At 68.2% G+C, this 22,821-nt stretch carries 18 protein-coding genes and 2 pseudogenes; 11 read left to right on the top strand and 9 right to left on the bottom strand.

The genetic code is table 11. From position 1 onward, the window contains the following. Positions 1 to 151 precede the first annotated feature (151 nt). Both FM051_RS51035 and FM051_RS43410 read right to left on the bottom strand, forming a co-directional pair. On the bottom strand, positions 152 to 1,234 hold the full coding sequence (locus FM051_RS51035) for an MFS transporter (protein WP_274383881.1): 1,083 nt from the start codon (positions 1,232 to 1,234) through the stop codon (positions 152 to 154). Next, positions 1,153 to 1,821: a class I SAM-dependent methyltransferase gene (locus FM051_RS43410; RefSeq protein WP_158852939.1), complete on the bottom strand. Its 669-nt coding sequence runs from the start codon at positions 1,819 to 1,821 to the stop codon at positions 1,153 to 1,155. The genes FM051_RS51035 and FM051_RS43410 overlap by 82 nt, the downstream gene beginning before the upstream one ends. A gap of 95 nt (positions 1,822 to 1,916) precedes the next feature. Here FM051_RS43410 and FM051_RS43415 point away from each other — a divergent pair, with 95 nt between their 5' ends. Then, entirely contained in the window at positions 1,917 to 2,513 is a 597-nt protein-coding gene (locus tag FM051_RS43415; RefSeq protein ID WP_158852940.1) for a helix-turn-helix domain-containing protein, read from the top strand. Positions 2,514 to 3,068: 555 nt separating this feature from the next. Further along, on the top strand, positions 3,069 to 3,353 hold the full coding sequence (locus tag FM051_RS43420) for a transposase (RefSeq protein WP_238413086.1): 285 nt from the start codon (positions 3,069 to 3,071) through the stop codon (positions 3,351 to 3,353). A gap of 290 nt (positions 3,354 to 3,643) precedes the next feature. On the opposite strand, the gene FM051_RS43425 is transcribed toward FM051_RS43420, so the two are convergent. Continuing rightward, positions 3,644 to 5,125: a non-reducing end alpha-L-arabinofuranosidase family hydrolase gene (locus FM051_RS43425; RefSeq protein ID WP_158852952.1), complete on the bottom strand. Its 1,482-nt coding sequence runs from the start codon at positions 5,123 to 5,125 to the stop codon at positions 3,644 to 3,646. A 449-nt stretch (positions 5,126 to 5,574) separates the two neighbouring features. After that, positions 5,575 to 5,772, bottom strand: a pseudogene (locus FM051_RS43430) (transposase); the annotation flags it as partial. A gap of 83 nt (positions 5,773 to 5,855) precedes the next feature. Here FM051_RS43430 and FM051_RS43435 point away from each other — a divergent pair. The 3 genes from FM051_RS43435 (at position 5,856) to FM051_RS43440 (ending at position 6,797) form a co-directional block, all read left to right on the top strand. Beyond that, positions 5,856 to 6,173, top strand: a complete 318-nt coding sequence (locus tag FM051_RS43435) for a hypothetical protein (protein ID WP_238413081.1) — start codon at positions 5,856 to 5,858, stop codon at positions 6,171 to 6,173. Continuing rightward, entirely contained in the window at positions 6,164 to 6,505 is a 342-nt protein-coding gene (locus FM051_RS52555; protein WP_238413082.1) for a hypothetical protein, read from the top strand. Before FM051_RS43435 ends, FM051_RS52555 begins: the two co-directional genes overlap by 10 nt. Positions 6,506 to 6,617: 112 nt before the next feature. Further along, complete coding sequence (locus FM051_RS43440; protein ID WP_158852941.1) at positions 6,618 to 6,797, top strand: hypothetical protein; 180 nt, start codon at positions 6,618 to 6,620, stop codon at positions 6,795 to 6,797. Between the two features lie 381 nt (positions 6,798 to 7,178). Here FM051_RS43440 and FM051_RS43445 read toward each other — a convergent pair whose 3' ends face one another. Both FM051_RS43445 and FM051_RS52560 read right to left on the bottom strand, forming a co-directional pair. Then, positions 7,179 to 7,574 (bottom strand): HNH endonuclease, encoded by a 396-nt coding sequence (locus tag FM051_RS43445; RefSeq protein ID WP_158852942.1) that lies wholly within the window; start codon positions 7,572 to 7,574, stop codon positions 7,179 to 7,181. Between the two features lie 222 nt (positions 7,575 to 7,796). After that, positions 7,797 to 8,153, bottom strand: a pseudogene (locus FM051_RS52560) (ISKra4 family transposase); the annotation flags it as partial. A gap of 347 nt (positions 8,154 to 8,500) precedes the next feature. Here FM051_RS52560 and FM051_RS43455 point away from each other — a divergent pair. After that, positions 8,501 to 9,352 carry an NAD(P)H-binding protein gene (locus FM051_RS43455; RefSeq protein WP_158852944.1) on the top strand — a complete coding sequence of 284 codons (852 nt, stop codon included), beginning with the start codon at positions 8,501 to 8,503 and terminating at the stop codon, positions 9,350 to 9,352. Between the two features lie 570 nt (positions 9,353 to 9,922). Here FM051_RS43455 and FM051_RS43460 read toward each other — a convergent pair. Both FM051_RS43460 and FM051_RS43465 read right to left on the bottom strand, forming a co-directional pair. Next, a complete protein-coding gene (locus FM051_RS43460; RefSeq protein ID WP_158852945.1) occupies positions 9,923 to 12,367 on the bottom strand; it encodes an OmpL47-type beta-barrel domain-containing protein in 2,445 nt (814 codons plus the stop codon). Between the two features lie 5 nt (positions 12,368 to 12,372). Continuing rightward, complete coding sequence (locus FM051_RS43465; protein WP_158852946.1) at positions 12,373 to 16,620, bottom strand: alpha-L-arabinofuranosidase C-terminal domain-containing protein; 4,248 nt, start codon at positions 16,618 to 16,620, stop codon at positions 12,373 to 12,375. Positions 16,621 to 17,110: 490 nt separating this feature from the next. Between FM051_RS43465 and FM051_RS43470 the strand changes: the two genes are divergently transcribed. Further along, the gene (locus FM051_RS43470; RefSeq protein WP_158852947.1) at positions 17,111 to 17,701 is read left to right on the top strand and encodes an ATP-binding protein; all 591 of its coding nucleotides are present in this window, start codon (positions 17,111 to 17,113) and stop codon (positions 17,699 to 17,701) included. A 488-nt stretch (positions 17,702 to 18,189) separates the two neighbouring features. Continuing rightward, positions 18,190 to 18,546, top strand: coding sequence for a zf-HC2 domain-containing protein (locus FM051_RS43475; protein ID WP_158852948.1), 357 nt, complete (start codon positions 18,190 to 18,192; stop codon positions 18,544 to 18,546). Here FM051_RS43475 and FM051_RS43480 read toward each other — a convergent pair. Further along, positions 18,516 to 19,190, bottom strand: coding sequence for an SDR family oxidoreductase (locus FM051_RS43480; protein WP_158852949.1), 675 nt, complete (start codon positions 19,188 to 19,190; stop codon positions 18,516 to 18,518). The genes FM051_RS43475 and FM051_RS43480 overlap by 31 nt on opposite strands. 69 nt (positions 19,191 to 19,259) lie before the next feature. Between FM051_RS43480 and FM051_RS43485 the strand changes: the two genes are divergently transcribed. The 3 genes from FM051_RS43485 to FM051_RS43495 all read left to right on the top strand — a co-directional run bounded on the left by FM051_RS43485 (position 19,260) and on the right by FM051_RS43495 (position 22,507). Then, positions 19,260 to 20,081 (top strand): LysR family transcriptional regulator, encoded by an 822-nt coding sequence (locus FM051_RS43485; protein WP_158852950.1) that lies wholly within the window; start codon positions 19,260 to 19,262, stop codon positions 20,079 to 20,081. A 1,193-nt stretch (positions 20,082 to 21,274) separates the two neighbouring features. Then, positions 21,275 to 21,637 carry an integrase core domain-containing protein gene (locus FM051_RS51040; protein WP_238413083.1) on the top strand — a complete coding sequence of 121 codons (363 nt, stop codon included), beginning with the start codon at positions 21,275 to 21,277 and terminating at the stop codon, positions 21,635 to 21,637. Between the two features lie 75 nt (positions 21,638 to 21,712). Then, complete coding sequence (locus FM051_RS43495) at positions 21,713 to 22,507, top strand: IS5 family transposase (RefSeq protein ID WP_238413084.1); 795 nt, start codon at positions 21,713 to 21,715, stop codon at positions 22,505 to 22,507. The last annotated feature ends 314 nt before the right edge of the window (positions 22,508 to 22,821 follow it).

A 22,821-nucleotide genomic window follows, 5' to 3' on the forward strand; every position in this document is an offset into this window, starting at 1 on the left:
CTGCGAGTTCTGCATCGAGGCGATTCGACGCTCGGCGTTGGCCTGTTGAGGCAGCGGGTGGCACGGTCACGGCCGGCATGTGCCCTCCTCCCGACGCGCGGCCGCCGCATCGGCGACCGTCTCATCGCCGGTTCGTTGAAAATTCAACCAGTCAGGTCCGTTGATCGCAACCGCAGACAGGCCCCCAGGGGCGGGGTTCAGTTCGCCCTTGCCGCGGACGAACCCGGTTCCTCGGGGCAGGTGTCCGACGAGACCGCATGCCATGAGAGAGCCACACCCGGACTGGTGAGCAGCCGATGCGAGCGAGCGTCCCGCCGGGCAACCTGGACCGGAGTCCGGCCAGACCACCGACGCTGCGCCAAGTCTCCATGCAGCCGACGAGCGCGCGGTTGGCTTCGACGCCGTGGGCTGAGTGCGCCCGGGGGCCGGCTGCGTCGGCAGCTTGGCGGGCGTTGGCGACGCCTGCCTGGGCGGCGTCGGCGGCTGCGCCGGGGACTCCGCCGAGCTGGGAGTCAATGGTGTCGCGGTAGCCGGCCGACAGGACCGCTCCGAGCAGAGCGACGCCGAGCGCGGTGCCGAACTCCCTGGTTACGTCGTTCAGCGCGGATGCGACGCCTTGGCGCTCGCGCGGCAGCGCGGTGGTGATGGCCTCGGTGGACGGGGTCATCGACAGGCCCATGCCGAGTCCCATGGCCAGCATGCCGGGCAGCACCGAGAGGTACCCGCCGTCGACGGAGACGAACGCGGCCATGAGAGCCAGGCCGGCGCCGCCGAGGAAGATGCCGGACGCCATCGTCGAACGGCGACCGATGCGTGCTGCTACCCGCGGCGCGAGGCCGGAGGCGGACATCATCAGCAGCGCCATCGGCATCAGCGCCAGCGTGGAGCGCAGGCTGGACCAGCCGAGCACGGCCTGGAAGTAGGGAAAGAGCACCACGAAGATCCCGGCCTGCACGCCGAACACCGCCAGGAGCGAAACGGAGCCACTGCCCAGACCGCGATCAGGATCGCGCGACGTCGGCGTGGATCCTGGATGGTCGGGTCGGCGTCGCCCGCCTGTGAAGACAGGTTCGTGCTCATTGGGTTTCCTTCGAGCGGGCAGAGGGCATCGGCGCCGGAGCGGGAGTCCGGCGCTGGTGGCGGATGGGGTGGCTAGTGGCGCCGGGTGGCGCGCACGACGACGTCGTGGAGGGGGACCTCTCCGCCCCGGTGGCCGATGAGGGTCCGGTGGCACTCCTCGGCGGTGACGACCTCCCAGGCCGTCTCGTCCAGACGCGCCGTGATGGCCGCAGCGGTGGCCGACGCCTCGGCTGGCGGATGCCCGGACCCGTGGCCATGCCCCTGGCTCTGACCGTGGCCCTGGCCGCCGCCGCTGCGGGTGTGGAGGTGACCGACGATCAGCAAGGTGCCGCCGGGTGCCACCCATCCGGCGATGCGGTCGTAGAACTCCAACTGCGGCATCGCCGGGTGGGCGTAGTGGGTCATGACCAGGTCGAACCGCGTACCCGGGTTCCAGGCACTCAAGTCCGCCTCGACCCACTGCAGGCGCTCGCTCGCGCCGCTCGCCGTCGCGCGCTCGGCGGCGCGGGCAAGTGCCTCGGACGAGATGTCGGCCGCGGTCACCTGCCACCCGCGCGAGGCGAGCCAGATCGCCTCGGCACCGGCGCCGCACCCCGCGTCCAACGCCGTGCCCGGCACCAGCTCGCCGGTCTCACGGGCGAGGTACGGGTTCGGCGGGTTCCCGCCCATGGATCCGGGACCGTCGACACTTCCCCGCCGCCAGTGCTGCTCCCAATACTCCTTGTCGAACCCGTGCGTCACCGGTCGTCCTCCCCGTTCGTCCCACCAGGCCCAGCGATGGTGACAACCGGAAAGGCGAACCGGCAAAGTCTGTTGCCGAATGGCAAAATGGGGGCATGGACGAGGCGACAGACCGCACGCTCGATGCCGTCGGGCCGCGGCTGAAGCAGCTACGACAGCGCCGCGACATCACCCTGGCAGACCTCGCCGAAGAGACGGGCATCTCCACCAGCACGCCCTCCCGGCTCGAGGCCGGCCTGCGGCGGCCAACGCTCGAGCAGCTCTTGCCACTCGCCCGCGCCTACGGCGTGACCCTCGACCAGCTCGTCGACGCACCGCCCACCGGCAACCCCCGTATCAACCTGCGTCCGATCGCCTGCAGCGACGGATCGACCATCCTGCCGCTGACCCGCAGGCCTGGAGGCATCCAGGCCTACAAGTTCGTCCTTCCGACAGGAGACGACGACACCGAGCCCGACCTGCGCACCCATGAGGGTCACGACTGGGTCTACGTCCTCAACGGCACGCTGCGCCTGGTCCTGGGCGAGCACGACCTCGTCCTCGAACCGGGGGAAGCCGCGGAGTTCGACACTCGCACCCCGCACTGGTTCGGTGCCACCAACGCCGGCCCCGTCGAGTACCTCAGCCTCATCGGGCGACAAGGCGAACGCGCGCACGTCCGCGCAGCACCCAAGGCCCAGCCGTCCGAGTAGCCGGCAGCGAGGAGAGCCGCGCACTCGACGACGTCATACGGACAGCGCGCCCCCTGTTCCATCCGTATGACGTCCCACGGCGAACGCCGGCGCGACGTCCGGATCTGCCGCTGGGAGCGCGTTCTGTAGGCGGCAGACAGCACTCGATGTCGGCCCTTGTCGGTGTACAGGTCGACGTGCACAGCCGGGGACGGATGAACGTGCACACGGGCGCCAGGTGATTCGACCCCAGTCACGGATGAATTCGCCCCTGCCCGGAGACATCCGGTACTTGCCTGCGGACTTCGGGCGGTCTCGTCGTGTCCGATGGTGGAACGAATGCGGCGGATCAGTGCTGGTCGTTCGTTGCGGTCTCGACGGTTGAACGGATCGTCCTGGTCAGGGGGTGATCGTGTGGGGTGCCAGAACTCTGCACTGGGGCGCTGATCTGCGTTGATCGTGCGCCATGGGCCACAGGGGCATGATCGTGAGATGTGGCGTTACGACTGCTGTACCTGATCTTCGTTCGACGCGTTGGCGCGCCGACTCCCCCGGCTGCTACGCGAGCACCGGCTGGTGAAGATTCCACCGCGCTGCCCGCAGGCAAACTGCTACGCCGAACGATTCATCGACACCATCAGACGCGAAGCCACCGACCGACTGCTCATCATCAACGAACGTCACCTGAGATCAGTGCTCGACCGTTACGTGGCCCACTACAACCACCACAGACCCCACCGAGCGCAACGACTCACCCCACCACGACCGGACCGTCCGATCGCAGAGCCGGGCTGCACGTCGATACGTCGCCGACCAGTCCTCGGCGACCTGATCAACGAGTACGAACCCGCAGCAGCCTAAGCGCAGGTCAGGCCGTGTGACCGGCTTTTGGCACCCACACGGCTCACTCGACAAACCCTGAAACCGACCGCCTCACCAGGTTTGACACGTTCCGCGTCTCGTGGTCGACCAGGACGAGGCCGCCACCATCCGGGTTCTCTGCGTGCGCGGGCGGGCTCGGCCTTGCACCGAGCCCGCCGCTCCAGCTCCACCCGTTCCTGATCGCTCGCTGTGACGCTCACCCGGTTCGGCGTACGTCGTTGCCCGCGGACGTCAGGAACACCCGAGCCGGACCCTCGTCACGCCACTGGCTAGCGCTGCAGTGTCAGCACGCCCGGCAGGTAAGGCAGCTTGCCGTAGTCCATGCCGTCGGAGCGGGGGTCGCGCCCCTGGTAGAGCAACTGCAGATTGCAGGGGTCAACGGTCTTGGTCTGATCGGGGTTGGTGCGAACCAGATCGCCGTGGCTGATGTCGTTGGTCCAGGTGGCACCACTGTTGGCCTTGCCGGCGAAGGGATTGCTCTGGGTGGCGGCCTGCGGGGTCCACGTGCCGCCCAGGCTGGTGGCGGTGAACGAGCGGAAGAAGCGCCCGTTCGACCCCTGCGCCTCGACGATCATGAGGTACTGGTTCTGGCCCTGGACCTTGTAGACCTCGACCGCTTCGAACAGGTTGGCCGCCGTGTCGCTCATGATCTTCGTGTAGTTAGAGCCGAAACTGCCCGGGAAGTTCCCGATGGGCATGCTGGCTCGGTAGATGCCGCCGAGGTCGTCGGCGAAGAACATGTACATGTTCGTGTCGTCGGCGATGAGGGTCTGGTCGATGGGTGCCCCGGTGGGGAGGGTGCCCGTGAACAGCGTCTGCTGCGCGGACCAGCCGTTGGGGTTGGTGGGGTCGCTCGAGGTGCGGTAGGAGAAGGTATCCGGCCAACCCCACTGGTAGGCGATCACCCAGATGTTCTTCGGGGCGAAGTAGAACAGCGTCGGCGCGACGGCACTGAAGGACAACGTGTTCTGGGTGGCGGTGGCCATGTCGGACCAGTTCGTGAAGGGACTGAAGCTCATCCCTCCCCAGCTCTCCCCGGTGTCGTGCGACGTGCCGTAGACGAGGTTCCTGCCGTTGTGGACGACGGCACTGAAGTCCTTGAGCGAGACCCACCCCGACTTCGGGTTCGCCAGCGGGCCGGTCGATGTCCAGCGGTACGACGACGGCAGCGTGCATGTGCCGCTGCCCCCACCAACCTGGACGAGTTGCCACTGCTGGTTGCTGCCGTTCCAGTCGCTGAACTGCACCACGCCGGCGCCGTCGGCGGTGGAGGCGCCCTGCACCTCGACCACCTTGCCGCTGTTGCGGTTGACCAGTCGGACGTAGCCGCTGTCGGAGTCGGCCAGCCGGAACTGCTGGTTGGCGCCGTTACCGTCGGCCCACTGCACGACCGCGGCACCGTCTGCTGTCGACCAGTTGAAGACGTCGAGCACCTTGCCGGAGTGCCGCGCGCGCAGCCTGTAGTAGCCACCGCCGGCGTCCACGAACTGGAATTGCTGGTTGTTGGCGTTGGTGCGGGTCCACTGGACGAGGTTGGCGCCGTCGGCGGTGGATGCGCCGTTGACGTCGAGGGCCTTGCCAGTGTTGCGGTTCACCAGTACGTACCAGGCGGTGGTGTCCACCGTGGCGGCCGACGCCGGCGTCGTGGCCACCGTGAGCAGCCCGCCCAGGACTGCCACGGCTGCCGCAGCGGCCAACCCCGGCCGCCACCGACGGCGCCACCTCGCGGTGCGCGCAAACCCAACCGACATAGCATCGTTCCTTTCATCGTTTGGGACCGCCGACATGAGGCGGGCCGCATCAGCGCGGACCCCGACGACACCCGCGCACGGACAACTGCCCGGAAAGCGGCGTGTTAGCGTTAACATTTCCGAGGACGATCCGTGCAGGAATATGCAGGGGTATAGGTGTTAAGTAGCCAACCGATGGTGCGACTGAACGCACCACGTGGACTGTGAACGATAACATCGACCGCGTCAAGATGTAACGGGAAGGTTTTCGGAGGAAGTCCTATATAAGACATCGGGCCCCGCCGAGGCTGCCGTCAAGCTAACCTCAAGCCTTTCGCCAACCGTTGCTCAAGGCCGCGATCCGGGTAGTCGATCTCGGGGGAGGTTCGCTGGAGTTCGCGGGCATGCCGATGGCCCGGCGTGGTGGCCGGGGTCCTCCGCCGACTGCTCGTCGGGACGTGGGCCGGTGTTCAGGTGATTGGTCGCGGTGGCGCGGTCAGCCGAGTGAACGCGTTGACCAGGTCGCCGGCCCAGGGCCGGCCTTCGGCGATGCGCAGCCGGGTGCGTCTGGCGGTGCGGGTGATGCGGGCCGCGACGTGTAGCAGCCGGTAGCGCAGCATCTTCGGCTCGGCGGTGGCCAGTTCGCCTTCGAGGAGCAGGTGCTGGGTCCTGTGGGGTGCCAGAACTCTGTCCTGGGCTGCTGAGCTGTGGTGATCGTGCACCATGAGCCGTAGGGACATGATCATGAAGCGTGGCGTTACGACTGCTGTACCTGACCTTCGTTCGGCTCGCCGGCTGGTTGGTTCTACTCGGTCGGTCATCGGCGGCGAAGGACGTCGAGCTGCTGGTGCTGCGGCACGAGATTGCCGTGCTGCGCCGGACCAATCCCCGCCCGCGGCCGGACTGGGCCGATCGCGCGGTACTCGCCGCGCTCGTCCGTCAACTTCCCCAACTGCTGCGCGAGCACCGACTGGTGTCCTGCGATGGCACCAGCGCCTGGTCACGAAGAAGTGGACCTACCCCAACCGCACCGGGCGCCCACCGATCGACGACACCGCCGTGGCGCTGATCGAGCGCATGGCACGGGAGAACACCGCCTGGGGCTACCGCCGGATCCAAGGCGAACTGCTCAAACTCGGCCACCGGACAGCCACCTCGACCATCCGCCGCGTGCTCAAGCGCCTACGGACACCGCCCGCGCCCAAACGTGACAGCGACACCTCGTGGCGGCGATTCCTGCGTGCTCAGGCCACCGTGGTTGTAGGTGTGCAGCCATCGCGGCAGCGCCTTGCGCCACTCGGTCTCGGTGCGGCAGATCCGGGCATAGGCCCATTCGCCGAGCAGCACCGAGGGAGTTACACCGCGCACGCCTTCGCGATCTGCATGTACAGATCGTTTTGAATGCCCGTTGCCGTTCGAATCGAGCTGACCTCAGGTGTGTCGCACACGGTGTGGGTGGAGCCCTCCTGGAGCGACCAGGAGAGCCCCACTGTTTTCACCCGCGCAGATCGGCGTGGACGAGGTGGTGGTCGGACGCGCCCCCGGCGACCACTGGGACGACGAGGGCCTGATCCTGACCCCGATCGAGGACGACTGGTACGCCTACCACCACAAGGGCCGGTCGGACGACTCCTCCAGGAGTGGACCGTGGGGATTGCACCTCGACCGATTCGGCCGGCGCGTCGAAACCTGAGCCTTGTCGGCACGAGACAGCGTTGCCGAACACCTCCCCATGCCTCACCGAGCCCGCTCGGGGCGCCCTTCCTCGCGTGGCACGCCCGCGGGCCGCCAGGCCCGCTTGGGCGTGCCGCACCACAGGGGCGTCGGTCCTTCGGCGTTGCCCTGGCATCAAGTGACCAGAGTCCGCGCCAGCAGCAACACGGCCGTCCACGACAGGTGCGTTGTCGACACGCTGTGATCAACAGGCGCGAAGCTGGGGCAGCCCAACACGCAGGTCAGCGCCGCAGTGCTGACTTCTGGCACCCACACGCCGTGTGACCTGCACGGACGGCATTTCCGGCAAGCACAGGGCCACGACCATCGAACCGCGCGGTGAAGCGGCGGGACCTGCCGGCTAACCACGCGCCTCGTCGTGCGCACGGCTTCCCGGGACAGCCGGGCTCCCGAACCGCAACGCCAACTCGGCGTTGACCTCCACGTGACGGAGCAGGAACGCCCGCTCATCCAGCCGCTTCCGCCGCAGCCAGCCGGTGACTTCGGCGTTGCACTTGCTCGCGTTGCACGATCCGCACGCGGGCACGATGTTGTCGAGCGTGTACCGCCCTCCCCGCGACAACGCCTGCACGCAGTCCTTCTGGAGAGGTGTGCCGGTGGACCCGCAGTAGGCGCAGCCACCCCAGGCCACCTTGAGCGCGGCCCACTCCGCCACGGAGAGGTCGTTCTCGACGCGCTCCATCCGGCGCTTCCGCTTGCGCGCGGCACGCGCCCTCCTGCTGCCACCGACAGCCATGCCCGGACCCTACGCCCGTCACACCTTCAAAGCGGACAGACTCGCCGTTCTGTCTGATCACAACCGCCGACGTCCCGGCACCGGCCAAGAGCACGTGACCGCGACCCATTGGCACGTCACAACGTCGGCGGCGCGTCAGATCGACATGGGTGCGGATCCTCTGGAGTGACGGTCGAGATCAAGCGGTGAGTCGGTAACTCTGCTGGTCAGGGCTGGGGTAGATCGGGTGATCGCGGCCGCGGCCTGGTCGTAGGAACCACTGGCGGCTTCCAGGGCCGCGAGGCGGGCCAGTCCCCTGGAGTGCCGACCCGCGGGCAGCGACAGAGCAGCGTCCGCCGGGTGGACATTGCACACGCCCGGATCCCGATGGGCCAGGCGGGTCACCCGCACCGGGCCGGGACACGCAGGTCAGCCACCCGCGATGCCCGTCTCCCGCCGGGGGCGCGGCGCACCTTCCGGGCCGGTCACCCGCGCGAGTTGCCCGCACGAGGCGCCGGCCAGCGTCCGGACCAGGGACTTGAAGGCACTGCGGGAGACGGAGTACGGATCAGGCTCGGGCAAGGCGTCGTAGGGTTCCATCGGGCTCTTCGGATGGATGCGATGTGGTCGCGGCACCCTCGAAGCTACGGAGAAGAGCCCCTTGGTCACCGGGCCACGGGCCGTTTCTCGCCCGGCCGCGGGCGGCCAGGACCAACCGGCCCGGAGCCTGCTCCTCCAGCCGGCCCCGCTCGACCAGGCGCTTCAGTTTGCCCCAGGTCCCCTCGATCTTCGCCGTGGTCGCCGGCAGACCGATCCGCGGCACGATCTGCTTGGCCTGCAACGGTCCCGCCACGGCCTGACGGCCGCTCCGGCCGACCGGCGCTTGACCTCGACCATGGTTGAGGTAGGAGAGTCGTGTCATCGAACGGCGAGACGAGGAGATTCCGATGGCACGGTCCAGGATCCTGGTGACCGGCGCGACTGGAAAGGTCGGCGGCGCGGTGGTGACCCGACTGCACGCGGCGGGCGTGCCCGTGCGGGCGCTGGTGAGACGGGAGGCGGACTTCCCGGAGGGTGTGCAGGCGGTACGCGGCGATCTCGGTGATCCCGCGTCGCTGGACACGGCTCTGGAGGGCGTCGATTCGGTCTTCCTGGTGTGGCCGTTCCTGAGCGCCGAGGGCGCGTCGGACGTGATCGACGCGATCGGCAAACGCGCCCGACGGGTGGTGTACCTGTCCTCCGCCGGGGTCGGCAGCGAGAAGGAGGAGCCGGGCGAGGCGATCACCATGTTCCACACGGAACTGGAGCGGCTGATCGAGGCATCGGGCCTGGAGTGGACGGCGCTGCGACCCACCGGGTTCGCGAGCAACACGCTGGCCTGGGCGGAGGAGGTCCGCACCACCGGTGCGGTACGGGCGCCGCTGGCAAGGCTGGCCCGCCCGCTGATCCACGAGGCGGACATGGCCGCGGTCGCCGTTCAGGCGCTGACGACCGACACCCTGCTCGGCGCCCGCCCCTTGATCACCGGCCTCGAACTGGTCACCCAGGAACGGCAGGTGGCGCTGATCAGCGAGGCGATCGGGCGGCCGGTGCGGTTCGAGGAGGTCGCACTGGACGAGGCCATCGAGCAGATGAAGGCCGCAGGCTACCCGGCAGAGCTGGCGGAGGCCGTGTTGCCGGCTCAGGCGGAGATGCTCGACAACCCGGAGCCGGTCAACGATGAGGTGGAGCGCATCACGGGCACCCCGGCCCGATCCTTCCGGGAGTGGGCGGTGGACCACGCGGCAGACTTCCGCTGAGAGGGACGTCAATGCACGTTGACCCTGCCGATAACCCTATCCACGCAGGTTGACGGCGTACGGAGGACAAGGGCTCGAAGTGCTCGTGGGTGCGGTCGCGGTCCGCGGCGGCGTCGGCTGCACCGGCTGCCGACGGAGGCGCTTCGCCGGATCCGACTTCTGGTGCTGCGCCTGGCACGCGAGGACCCACCTGGGGCTATTGCCACATCCACGGCGTAAGTCCAGACCTGCCGCCACGAACTCCTCGACCGCACACCCATCTGGAACCGGCGACACCTACTCCACGCCCTGCGCGAGTACGAGCAGTTCTACAACACCCACCGACACAACCCGCCACCGATCAAACAGGACTCGCCCAGCTCGACATCCGCCGACAGCAGCGGTTGGGCGGCACCTCAACGAGTACCACCATGCTGCCTGACCTGCACGGATGACATTTTCGGCAAGCACAGTGCTCCACCTGGCGATCGGCCCGGACCAGCCCGCGGTCTTCGACGTGCTCCGATGACGTGCTCCGACAAGGAAGAAGCGGTCGTCCCGACAGATGTCGGGACGACCGCTTCGCAGGCACTAGCGCTTGTTGACCTTCAGGACAACCGTCGTCGTTGACGGGCCGTGGTTGGCGTCGCCGTCGTAGACCACGGTCAGCTGCCACTTGCCGACGCCGAGGGTGGCGGTGTCGATGGCGACGGTGGCGCGTCCGTCCACCAGGGTCGCGCGGCCCACTTCGAGGTCACCGCCGGAGATGATCCGGACGGTGCCCGTCGGGGTGAACGGGCCACCCTTCACCTCGACCAGGGCGGAGGCGTAGCCGCCCAGCTTGACCGCGTCCCGGTTGAGGGTGGCGGTCGTCGTGCTCGGGTCGAGGGTCTCGCGCGGCACGGAGATCGTGTTGATCTCCTCGACGTGGCCCGCGTGGTCGACGGCCCGGTACCGCACCGTCGTGGCGACATCGCCGAAGGGCAGCGGCGAGGTGTACGTCGTCCAGGCCGAGTCGCCCACCTGGTACTCGACCCGCGCGACGCCGGAGGTGTCGTCCGCGGCCGCGATGGACACGGACCGGGCCGTGTCGTTCCACGAAGCCCGGCTGACCGGCGCCTGCGTGTCGACGTTGACCTCGCGGGTCACCGGGCTCGACACGTTCCCGGTGATGTCCGTCGCCCGGGCCTGCACGGTGTGCCTGCCGTCGGTCAGCGTCACCACGTCAGTGGTCCGCCAGCCGCCGTCCACGGCGATCTCGATGGACTGCACGCCGGTCTCGTCGGTGGCCGTGGCCTTCGCCTCGACCGGAACCGTGAACCAGTCGCCGGTCGGCGAAGCAGGCGTCGTGCTCAACGACACCGTCGGGTCCAGGCTGTCGGTCACGATCACCGTCACCGTCGCGCGGACGGCCTGGCCCACGAACGTGCCTTCGACCTGGAACGAACCCCACGACTCGTACTGCGACGGGTCCACGTCGGCCCAGTCGACCGCGGTCGCACGGGTCGAGCCGTCCGCGTAGGTGACGTCCACAGTGGACGGCAGCGACGGAGCCACACCCTCACGGGTCCGCACCGACACCGACGCGACCGACTTGGCCAGCAGGTTCGGCTGCATCGCCGCGCGGAGCGCGTCCAGCTCGGCCTGGCTGATCGGGATGACCGTGCCGTGCCGCGGGCTGCGCGGCAGCGCCGAGTCCGGAACCGCCGTCCAGACACCCGAGGCGATGTCATCGGTCCGGAACGCCATGTACCCCTGACCGCCGTGGTAGCTCGGCTGGTCGATCAACATGTGCCAGCGCCCGGGCACCACGTTGTCGCGGAACACCGTCGGGCCCTCGCCGCCGGTGAACGTCCCGCCCCACGGGTTGGGCTGGCCGACGCCGATGCGCTCGCGGACCAGGGACCACGGCGAGGACGTCGTGGTCGGCAGCGTCCCGGTGACCGGGGCCATCAGGTCGGTCGACTTCTCCTGCCGGACCGTCATGGACGCCTCGTCCTTGATGAACCGGTAGAAGGTGTCGCCGTCGCGCACCACGGTCGCGTCGATCATGCCGAGACCGGTGCCCCGCTTGACGTCCACCCACGGCTTCGCCTCGCTGAACGTGCGGAAGTCGCGCGTGGTCGCGTACATCATCCGGTTGTAGGAGGTCCGGAAGTCGCGGGAGGCCACGTCGGTCGTCGGGTAGAGGTTCGACGCCCAGTAGACGACGTAGTTGCCCGACGCCTCGTCGTAGAACGCCTCGGGTGCCCAGGTGTTGCCCGCGAAGTCCGACGACACCTTGATCATCCGCTGCTCCGACCAGTGCACCAGGTCGGTGGACTCCCACACCATCAGGTGCTTGCTGCCGGACTCCTGCGCCTCGCTGAAGTTGTTGCCACCGAAGATCTTGAGGTCGGTCGCCAGCAGGTAGAACTTGTCGCCCTCGTGCGACCGGATGAGGAACGGGTCGCGCAGGCCCCGCTCGCCCATGGTAGAGGTGAGCACGGGGCTGCCGTTGTTCAACTCGTCCCAGGACAGCGGGTCGTTCCCCTTCGACGCGGCGAAGTAGATCTTCTCGCCGTCCTCGGTGCTCTCACCGACGAAGTACGGGAAGAAGTACGCCTCGTGGGTCGCCGGAGCGGGCATCGGGAGCACGGTGACCGGGATCGTGCGGGTCGCCGTGCCGCCGCCCAGCGTGGCGGTGACGGTCAGGTTCACCGTCACCGGCTCGCTGCCATGCGCGGGCCGGGTGATCTCGCCGGTGCCGGTCACGACGCTCTCGTTGCTCGACTGCCACGCCAGCGTCGCACCGTAGGCGCCGGTCCGGGGAAGGGTGAGGTTTCCCCGGACGCCGTCGGCGTCGGTCAGCGTGACGGCGTCCACCGCGCCCTGCGCGGTGCCGTCGTCGGCCGACGAGTCGGCGGCCGCGGTGCCCAGCTTGTACCAGGCCACGACCGGCTCGGTGGCGTGGGCGGGCGCGGCGGTGAGCCCGCCCGCCACGAGTGCGGCACCCAGCAGCGCGAGGGTGGTCCGCTTCCGCATGGCGATCTTCATCCCGATCACCTTCTCGTCGGCTTGGTGACCCGCAGGACCAGGCTGGTTTGCGAGGGGCTGTGCCCGCCGTCGCCGAGGTAGCGCACGACGAGGGTGTGGTCACCGACGCTCAGGCCGCTGGTGTCGAGCGACACCGTGGCGGTTCCGTTGGTCAAGGTCGCTGTTGCCAGGGGCACGGACGACTCCAGGATTCGAATCTCGCCGGTCGGCGTCGTGCCGCCGGATGTGCTGCCGACCTTCACGGTCAGCGGGAGGACGGTGCCCTGCTCGACCCTCGGCTTCGACGGCGACACCGTCGTCGTGGTCGACTTCAGCTGCGCCTGCTTCGCGGGCACCACGACGGTTCCGGGCTCCTCGACGTTGCCCAGCCGGTCGACCGCGCGGAACTGCACTGCGGTCTCGGCGTCGCCGACCACGACCGGAGCCGTGTACTGCTGCCAGTCGGCAGTGCCGATCCGGGTCTCGATCCGGTCGACCCCGACTCCGGCGTCCGCGGAACGGACCGCGACGGTGCGCGCCGCGGTGTCCACAGTGGCGTTGGAGACCGGCGCGACGCTGTCGATGCCGAACGTGACGGGACGGATCACACCGACGTTGCCCGCCGCGTCCACGGCGCGGACCTCCACGGTGTGCTGGCCGTCGCCGCTGACCTGGACCTTGGCGTCGGCGTTCGACACCCACGCGCCGCCGTCGACGCGGAACTCGATCCGGTCGAGTCGACGGTTGTCGGTGGCGGTCGCCGACACGGTGACCGGGTCGCCGTACCAGCCGTTGACCGTCGCGCCCTGCAGCGTCACGTCATCGACGACCGGAGCGACGCCGTCTGTCGTGTGCATCCGCAGGAACGTGATCGACTGCGCGGGGAAGTCGTAGCTGAAGTCGTTCGACAGCCCGCTGATCTGCCGGGTCGCGGGCACCACCTTGGTCGGGTCGGCCTTGGTGTTGGTGTCGCCGGGCGCGCCGGTCATCTGGGTGACCTCGCCGTCGGGCAGCACTCCCGCGTCCGAGACCGTGACCCGCGTGCGGACGGTCTCGGCCGAGGTGTTGACCACCTTGGCCACGACGTCGCCGCTCGCCTTGTCCCGCGTGACGACCTGGAACAGCTTCTCGTCCGCGCCGGACTCGTAGGTCATCTGCAGCTGGTCGTTGAGGTACAGCGAGATGGTGTTGCCCGCGACGACGACCTTCACGCGGTAGGTCGCGCCGGTGTCCACGCTGTGGCCCTCGACGGACTTGACCTCGACCGCGCTGCCGCCGGAGGCCTTCTGCAGCACCGACCGGGTGTTGTTCCAGCCGCCGAGGTTCCACCAGTAGAAGTCGTTGGTGCCCTTGGCGCCGAACCCGATGAGGAAGCCCTCGGCGCCGGAGATCTTCTTGGCGTCGAGTTCCAGCGTGTAGTTCGTCCAGTTCTTCGTGTACGCCTCGTCGATGATGCTGCGGGCGTCGGTGGTCGTGGCGGACGACTGGACGTACTCGCCGTTGGAGACGCCCCAGCTGCCGGCAACCGGGTTCCACTGGTCGCCGTTGGCGAAGTCGTCGGAGAACAGCGTCTCACCGTCGGCGTTGGAGGTGACCCGAACGTTGTCGTAGGCGGCGGCGGTGTTCCAGGTGGACAGGAAGATGCCGCCGTCGACGACCGACTGGTTGACCGAGCCGTTGAAGGTGCTCGGCACGACCTCGTCGCCGACGTTGTTGCCGAACATCTTCTGCACCTCCCAGTTGGGGGTGTTCCAGGACTCGTCGTTGTCGAACCAGATCGCGTCCGGGTTCCACTGCACGTGCGACTCGTTGGACAGCAGCGGCGCGTAGGAAGCCAACCGGACCACGTCGGCGTTCCGCTGCAGACCCGTCATGTACGACGCTTCGACCAAGGCGTTGTAGAACGTGTTGCCGCGCGAGGCGTACTCGCCCAGGAACACCTTGGGACCGTTGCGGTCGTAGCTGTCGTAGCGGTGGTTGTTCAGCAGGAACCAGTCGGGGTCGTTGTAGTAGTGCTCGTCGACCATGTCGACGTTCTGGCGGCGGTTGTAGTCCCACAGGGTCTCGAACCGCGCGCCCGCGTCGTCCGGGCCGGAGTTCGAGATGATGGTGATCTCCGGGTACCGGGCCTCGATGGCGTCCCGGAAGGCCGGGAAGTTCGCCTCGAAGGTCGTGGTGTTCTCCTCGTTGCCCAGGCCGATCATCTCCAGCCCGAACGGCTCCGGGTGGCCGAGCGCGGCCCGCTTGGCGCCCCACTCGGTGGTGACGTCGCCGTTGGCGAACTCGATGAGGTCGAGGGTGTCGTCGACCCAGCGGGCGATCATCTCCGGGTCGCGCATCTCGGGGATGGTGCTGCCGCAGCCGTTGGCGCCGACCGACACCACGGGCAGCGGCTCGGCACCGAGGTCCTCGGCGAACTTGAAGTACTCGAGGTAGCCGATGCCGTAGGACTGGTTGTAGCCCCAGAAGTTCCAGTTGGTCGGCCGCTCCTCGACCGCGCCGATGGTTTCCTTCCACTGGTAGGTGCGGCGTCGGTCGGTGTAGCCGCTCTCCTCGTAGGTGCGGAAGGTGCCGACGTTGGTGACACAGCCGCCGGGGAAGCGCAGGAACGTCGGCTTCATCGCGGCGATCTTCTCGGCCAGGTCCTTGCGCAGCACCGACTTGCCGTTCACCGGGCCGACCCAGCGGTCCTGCGGCATGAGCGAGATCATGTCGAGGCCGACCACCGAGGCCGCGCCCGCGGTGACGACCAGCCGGGCCGCGTCGGTCGTGGCGGTGCCGGTCAGCGTCACCGGGTACTGCTTCCAGGTGTCCGAACCGTCGACGGCCACGGCGCCGTCGGCGTAGGTGACGGCGCCGTCCGCGCTGACCAGGCGGATGGCCAGGTCCTGGGCGGTCGTGGTCCGCGCCCACACCGAGGCGTCGTACTTCGCGCCCGCCTTGACCGCGAAGCCGCGGTTGTAGCCGAGGTTGCGCAGACCGTCACCGGGACCGTCGGCGACCAGCCGGAATTGGTTGCGGTTCATGGCGTTGAGCCGGGTGTCGTCGTTGACGACAAGCGCTTGCGGGGCCGTGCCGCCGCCGTTGACGACCTCCCAGCCGGTCATGCCGGTGAAGCTCGCGTTGTCCGAGGAGTTGAACTCGAACGAGCGGTTGCGCACCAGCTCGGCGTAGAGGCCTCCGTCGGCGGCGTAGTTGATGTCCTCGTAGAAGATGCCGAACATCGTGTCACTGATCTGCGCGGCGGCCGCGTCACCGTCGATGGCCAGCTCGGCGTTGGACGTGCTGACCTGGGCGAGCTTGAAGCGGACGGCGGAGGCCTTGTCGCCGAACACCAGCGGGCCCGTGCCGCCCGCGTAGCCGGTGCCCTCGGCGTCACGCAGGAAGAGCTCGCCGCCCGCGGCGTCGGTCAGCCGCACGGGCGAGGCCGCGCCGCCGGTCTGGCCGAGCGCGAGGCGGCCGTCGGTGACGACGACCGGACGGTCGCCCTCGGCGGTGCGCAGGTGGACGGTGCCGTCGGCCTGGGCGGCCGCGGTGAACACCAGGGTGGACAGTGGCGGCTCGGGCGAGAGAGCCAGTCCGGCCTCGGTCTCGACCAGGTGAGCACCCGAGGCGTCCTTGATCGAGAACGTGCCGCCGGGCTGGATGTCCCGGCCCGCGGCCGCGGTGACCCGGAAGTCGTCGAACGCGGCGTCGAGCGTCGTGCCGTCGAGCGCGCCGAGGGCGTAGACGCCGACCTGGGTCGTCTGGAACCCGGCGGTGACCGTCGAGGCGTCCACCCACGCTCCGGAGACGTCCTTGTACCGGGTGGTGATGGTGTCGCCGACCCGCTGCAGCTGCAGCGCCTCGCCGGTCGAGCCCGGCCGGTCGACGAACCGCTCGGCGCGGAACGCGGCGGCGGTCTCGATGTCGTTCTCGATCGCGATCCCGGACGCGGCCAGGGTGCCCACGAAGGTCAGGCCCGAGCGGACGTAGTTGTCCATGTCCTGCCAGGCGATCAGCCCGGCGCCCTGGTAGGTCTTTGCGACCTTGGCCCGCACGGTCACCTCGGCGGTGAAGTCGCCCGCCGGGATGTCGACCATGAACACGTTCCGCGCCGTGTTGACCGCCTGGTAGGTGTCACCGGTCTGGCCGGTGACCCGCAGGGATCCGTCGAGGAGGGACCAGGCGCCCAGGTCCTCGTTGACGATCTCCCACTCCGGCCGGAGTGTCGTCGAGGCGAAATCGTCCGCCCAGGTCTCTCCTTCGACAGCCCCCGCGCTGGGGGCGGTCACCGCGGAGAGCGTGACCCCGATGGTGACCGGCAGAGCCGCGGCCACCAGGGCACTGATCCACCGTCGGCCTGGTCTTCCGACCGACCGCTGCGCTGTCGTCATGAGGGGTGCTCCACTCTGAGTTCCACCGCCGTAGGAAATGCCAGCGTTTACAACCGGGGAGTGTGAGCGTTAACAGTTGCGACCGTCAAGGGATGGTTTGCAACGGTAGATGTGGCCGCTGGACTGCGAGGCAGGCTGTGGTGAGCGTTCACAAGAAGCGGGCAGCGCCCGGAGGTCTCCCTCCCCTGCTCCGAGGTCTTACTTGCCCGCGGATCGGCCAGCGCGGCGGCGAGGCGGAAGTACTTGTCGGTGCCGAGGTCGGCGACCTGCTGTCCACCCACCACCGGATAGACGCGACTCGGGCGGAGCGAGTGCGCGCCTTGCTCACTTGTCGCCACGCTTCGGGTGCAGCAGTTCGTAACTGTCTGCTCCTATGGTGTGGAAACAGGTGCACACGGGGCGGGACTTCCCGGGCAGACAGACCTACACCAAGGCCAGCGCGGTGGAGGCGATCAGCGAGTTGGTGTGGAACGGTCTCGACGCCGAAGCCGACCAGGTCGACATCGACACCGAGACCACCACAGCCGGGCCCGGGGAGCCGCGGTACGTCACGCGGGTCGTCGTGACCGACAACGGCCACGGCATGAGCCACGAGCGGGCCGAGTCGGCGTTCCTGTCCCTCGGCGACTCGTGGAAGCAGTCGCCGAACCGCCGCACCGTCAACAACAAGCGGGCGTTGCACGGCGAGAAGGGCGTCGGACGGTTCTACGTCTACTCCATCGGAGGACATGCCCGCTGGACCAGCGTGAGCGCGAACTCCGACGGTACGAGCAACAGCAGGGGTCGAGATCGTCGGGGAGCAGCACAGTTGGGAAGGGTTATCGATCGAGGACCCGGTTCCCACCGAGGAGCCACCGGCGCGCGAGTGGTGATCCACCCCGAACAGGGCCGTTCCAACACAGCGCTGTTGCGCGAGGACTTCCCCTCCAGCTCACCGCGCGTCTCGCGAGCCACCTGTTGGCCAACTCCGACATCGTGATCCGCGTGAACGGCCTCGCCCTGGACCCCGTGGGCTTGATCGCGCCGACCTGGCACTCGCCCACGTGCACCACCACGACCTCCTGGAGGAGGCGACCAGGGTCTACGAGGAGCACGTCCGCGAACGCCTCGGCGCGACCACTACCACAGTCGTCTGTCCTCAACGGACTGTCAGCGGTTAGTCACCAACTTGTGGATTATCCCGTGTGGATCCGACATGGCGGCAAGGTTCCGTTGAGCCCGGGGATCGATCAGGATGTCGCGAGTGTTCAGTGCGGCTGCGTTCAGTGATGGTGGTGACGCTTCAGGTATCGCATCGCGGCACCCGGGGGTCGGCAGAAGCAGACCGGAGGCATCGGAGGACGTCCCGACCGGCAGACCCGCGCTCCCGCTCCTGGACGGGCGGCGGTCTGCCGCCTCGATCGCCGCCCGTCCACTTCTCTCCCCCCGACACGCCACAGACCGTCCAATATCGACAGAGGTGGAGCCATGACGACTCACGCGTGCCCGCACACCATCACGGTCGGCGGTTACCTGCTCGGGATCCTGCTCCCGCAGGAACGTGACGAGTTCCGCGGGCACGCCGAGGCGTGTCCGCACTGCCGTCAGGCGATCGACGAGTTGAAGCCGAGCGCCCGACTCCTCGATGCGCTCAAGGCCGGGACCCGGCGGGCCGCCGGGTCCCCGGTGTTCGAGTGTGCCTGTGTTCCGCGCCTCCGGCCGGGAAGCAGGACTGCGTCCACAAAGGCCGCGACGCGGAACGACTTCCCGCTGACCGTCCGCTTGTCGGAACCGACCGGGCGGCTGGCCGTGATTCACCAGGCGATGGTTCCTTCGTCGTCGTAGAAGCCCCCGGTAGGCCCGTCGTCGTCCAGGGTCGCCAGCGTCACCGCCATGCCGGCGCCCTGGGCGGCGGTGCGGTACCCGGAGTGGTTGTTGAGGTCGGTGGCGCAGTAACCGGGGCAGGCCGCGTTGACCTTGAGGCCCGGTTCGGTCTTGGCGTACAGGACGGTGACGGCGTTGAGGGCGGTCTTGGACGGCACGTAGGCCAGCGTCACGGGTGATGTGCTGGTCATCATGCCGGTGAGCGAGCCGGTGATGCTGGACACGTTGACGATCCGGCCGTGATCGGACGCCCGCAACAACGGGAGCACGGCTTCGGTGACGGCGATAGCGCCGAAAACGTTGGTTTCGAACACTTCCCGGATGCTGTCGAGGTCGGCTTCGCCGGGGGCGTTGAGCCGGCCGCCGGTGATGCCCGCGTTGTTGACGAGGACGTCGAGCCGGTCGAGGCTCGCCGCGGCCCGTCGGATCGAGGCCTGGTCGGTCACGTCGAGTTGCACGAACCGCGCCCCGGTGTCGGCGGCGGCCTTCTCCCCTCTCTCGGGGTCCCGCGCGCCGAGGTACACGGTCAGCCCGCGGTCGATGAGCTGCTTCACGATCTCGAGGCCGATCCCTTTGTTGGCCCCGGTCACCAGTGCTGTGGTCATGCCACCAGTGTTGTGACTGGTCAGCGCGGGGTCCAAGATCGGTTGGGTGGATATGGATACTCTGAAGGTATGGATTCACGGGAGCTGCGGTACTTCGTCGCGGTGGCGGAAGAGCTGCACTTCGGCCGAGCGGCGACGCGGCTGGGCATAGCACAGCCACCCCTGTCCCGCACGATCCAGCAGCTGGAACGCAGGATCGGCGTCACGCTGTTCGACCGCACGAGCCGCTCAGTGGCGCTGACCACGGCGGGCGAAGTCCTACTGCACGAGGGAAGGCGGGCGCTGACAGCGCTGACGGCCGCGGAACGGCGTGCCCAGCGAGCGGGCAGCCCGCGCCTGGTCCTGGCGACGAAACCGATCAGCGACGGCGGCCTGCTGGAGAAGATCCTGGCCCACTACGCGGCCGACCCGGCGTCGGTCGAGGTGGAGGTGCGGATCTGCAGCATCGGAGAGCAGGCGGTGCTGTTGCGCGAGGGTGAGGCGGACGCGGCGCTGCTGCGCTTCCCCCACGACGACGCGGACGGTTTCGCGTACGAGGAGCTGCTGACCGAGCAGGACGTGGCCGTACTCCCCCGCACGCACCGCCTGGCTGCCCGCGAGTCACTGACCATGTCCGACCTGAGCGGCGAACAGTTCCCCCACTGGCCGGGCTTCCCACCGAACGGCGGCCCGCTGGTCCGCGACGCCGCCCAGCTGATGCAACTGATCGCACTGGGCCGCACGATCGCACTGCTGCCGGAGTCGACGCGGCACCACCTGCGCACGGACCTGATCGGCGTCCCGGTCACCGACGCCCCGACGTCGACGTTGGCGATCGCGTGGCCGGAGGACTCCCGTTCCCGCCCACTGGCCGCCCTCGTCGAGGCGGCGGTGAATTCCGCGCCACGGTGACGAGGCGGATCCAGCGGCTTCACGATCGTCAGGGCGCCGAGGGCGCGGCCCTGGACGGTCGGGCATGTCCGCTACGCGATCATGCAGGCAACCGGCTGGTTTCGGCTCAACAACTCAGCTTCCACACTGGCTTGATCCTGATTTTTCGCAAGTCAGGCCACTCGTCAGCGCCGGTGCCCGAGCCGCTTGACGCAGTGACGTTTCGGATGGGCGGTGAGGTTGATTTCCGTGGTGCAGGCGTCCCCCTTGCCGTTGTCTGCTTAAGTCATCGGCTCGGACGGCGGCGATCCAGCCCTGCAGGCATTGGCCTTGCAGCTCGGTGAGCATCTCGCCGAACGCGCGGACGTGGCCTGCGGCGGCCCGCAGTTCCGGGCACTGCTCCATCACGGCTTTCAGTCGTGGCTGGTCGCCCTCGGGCAACGTGTCAGGGTGCCTGTGGGGTGCCAGAACTCTGCAACGGGCCGCCCACCTGCAGCGATCGCGTATCCCCACCATGGGAGCATGATCGTCAGTCATGGCGTTGCGACTGCTGTACCTGATCTTCCTCCGGCTCGTCGGCTGGTTGGTCCTGCACGGCCGGTCGTCTGCGACGAAGGATGTGGAGTTGCTGGTGCTGCGGCACGAGGTCGCCGTGCTGCGCCGGACCAATCCCCGCCCGCGGTTGGACTGGGCTAATCGCGCGGTGCTCGCCGCGTTGACGCGCCGGCTCTCGCGACTGCTGCGTGAGCATCGGTTGGTGACACCGGGGCACCATCCTGCGATGGCACCGGCGCCTGGTCGCCAGAAAGTGGACCTACCCGAACCGGACAGGGTGCCCGCCGATCGACGACATCGTGGTGGCGTTGATCGAGCGGAGGGCCCGCGAGAACCCCGGCTGGGGCTACCGCCGGATCCAGGGAGAGCTGCTAAAGCTCGGCCACCGAGTAGCCGCATCAACCGTCCGCCGCGTACTCAAGCGCCTGCGGATACCACCCACACCCAAGCGCGACACCGACAACCTCCTGGCGGCGGTTCCTGCGTACTCAGGCCACAAGCATGGTGGCCTGCGACTTCTTCCACATCGACTGCGCCGTCACCCTCAAACGCGTCTACGTGTTCTTTGCAATCGAGGTCGTCACACGCTACGTCCATATCCTCGGCACCACACCAACCCTGACGGACCATGGACCACCCAGCAAGCTCGCAATCTACTGATGGACCTCGACGACCGGACCGACCGCTTCCGGTTCCTGATCCGCGACCGGGCCGGACAGTTCACCACCTCATTCGATGCCGTTCTCGCCGACGCCGGTGTTCGGGTCGTGAAAATCCCACCGCGCTGCCCACGAGCCAACTGCTACGCCGATCGGTTCGTCGGCACCATCAGACGCGAAGCCACTGACCGGTTGCTCGTCATCAACGAGCACCACCTGAGATCAGTGCTGGACCGCTACGTGGCCCACTACAACCACCGCAGACCCACCGAGCACGACAACTCACCCCACCACGACCGGAGCACCCGATTCCGACGCCGAGCCACACGTCGGTACACCGTCGACCGACCCTTGGCGGTCTGATCAACGAGTACGAACCCGCAGCAGCCTAAGACCTTGTCTCATGTGGCGTTGACGGACATGTCATGATCCTGGTTCGTGGTTGATCGTCTGTCGTTGCGGTTGGCGCCTGACGAGTTGTGGGCGTTGACGGAGCCGCTGATTCCGAAGTTCGCTGCTCGCCCGCAGGGTGGAGGCACGGCGCCGGTGGATGACCGGGCGGTGTTCACCGCGATCGTCCATGTGCTGACCAGTGGCTGCGGCCGGCGGGAGTTGCCGCCCTCCTTCGGGGTCACCGTGCCGACCGCGCACCGCCGGTTCACCCAGTGGACCGAGGCCGGGTTGTGGCCGCGGATGCACCGCGCGGTGCTCGACGAACTCGGTTCCCGGGGGGGTGGACCGGTCGCGGGCGATCCTGGACGCCGCAGCGGTCCGAGCGAAAAGGGGGGATCCATGACCGGCCGGAACCCGGTCGACAGGGGCAAGCCCGGATCGAAGATCCACGTGGTGTCCGACCGGGCCGGACTCCCGTTGGCGGTCGGCGTCTCCGCGGCCGACCTGCACGACAGCCAGGCACTCAAGCCCATGCTCATGGCCGTCCCGGCGATCCGGTCGCGACGCGGACCACGACGCTTCCGGCCCGCGAAACTCCACGCGGACAAGGCATACGACATCGACGAACTCCGCCGATGGTTACGCAACCGCGGCATCGTCCCGCGCATCGCCGGTAAAGGCATCGACTCCTCGGACCGACTCGGGCGGCACCGTTGGATCGCGGAACGAACGATCTCCTGGCTGACCGGCCACCGCCGCCTGACCACCCGCTACGAACGCCATGCCGACAACTACTGCGGCTTCCTCACCCTCGCGGCAGCGCTGACCTGCTTCAAATGACTCGCCAAAACCGCCACGTGAGACACGGTCTTAAACTACAACGAAAGTTAGATCTGTCATTTCGAATCAGGCGGAACGATAGCGTCACGCAAACTTTCCGGAGCGCCAGCCAAGAGCGCGAGCGCAAGCACGCGATTGGACGAACCGGATACACTCTTCAACCCCCAAGCGATCAAAGCTTGCGCATTAGCCCGCTGCTTTCACGGTGTTTCGGCGCGAAAGGGTGTCGATCACGGAGAAAGGTGCTCTGAGCTGCAAGGATATGACTTGTCGAGGGTCATGTCCGAACCAGTTCAGGAGCACCTTTCTGGTGA

It is taken from the genome of Saccharothrix deserti, from assembly GCF_009769385.1.
GTDB lineage: Bacteria > Actinomycetota > Actinomycetes > Mycobacteriales > Pseudonocardiaceae > Actinosynnema > Actinosynnema deserti.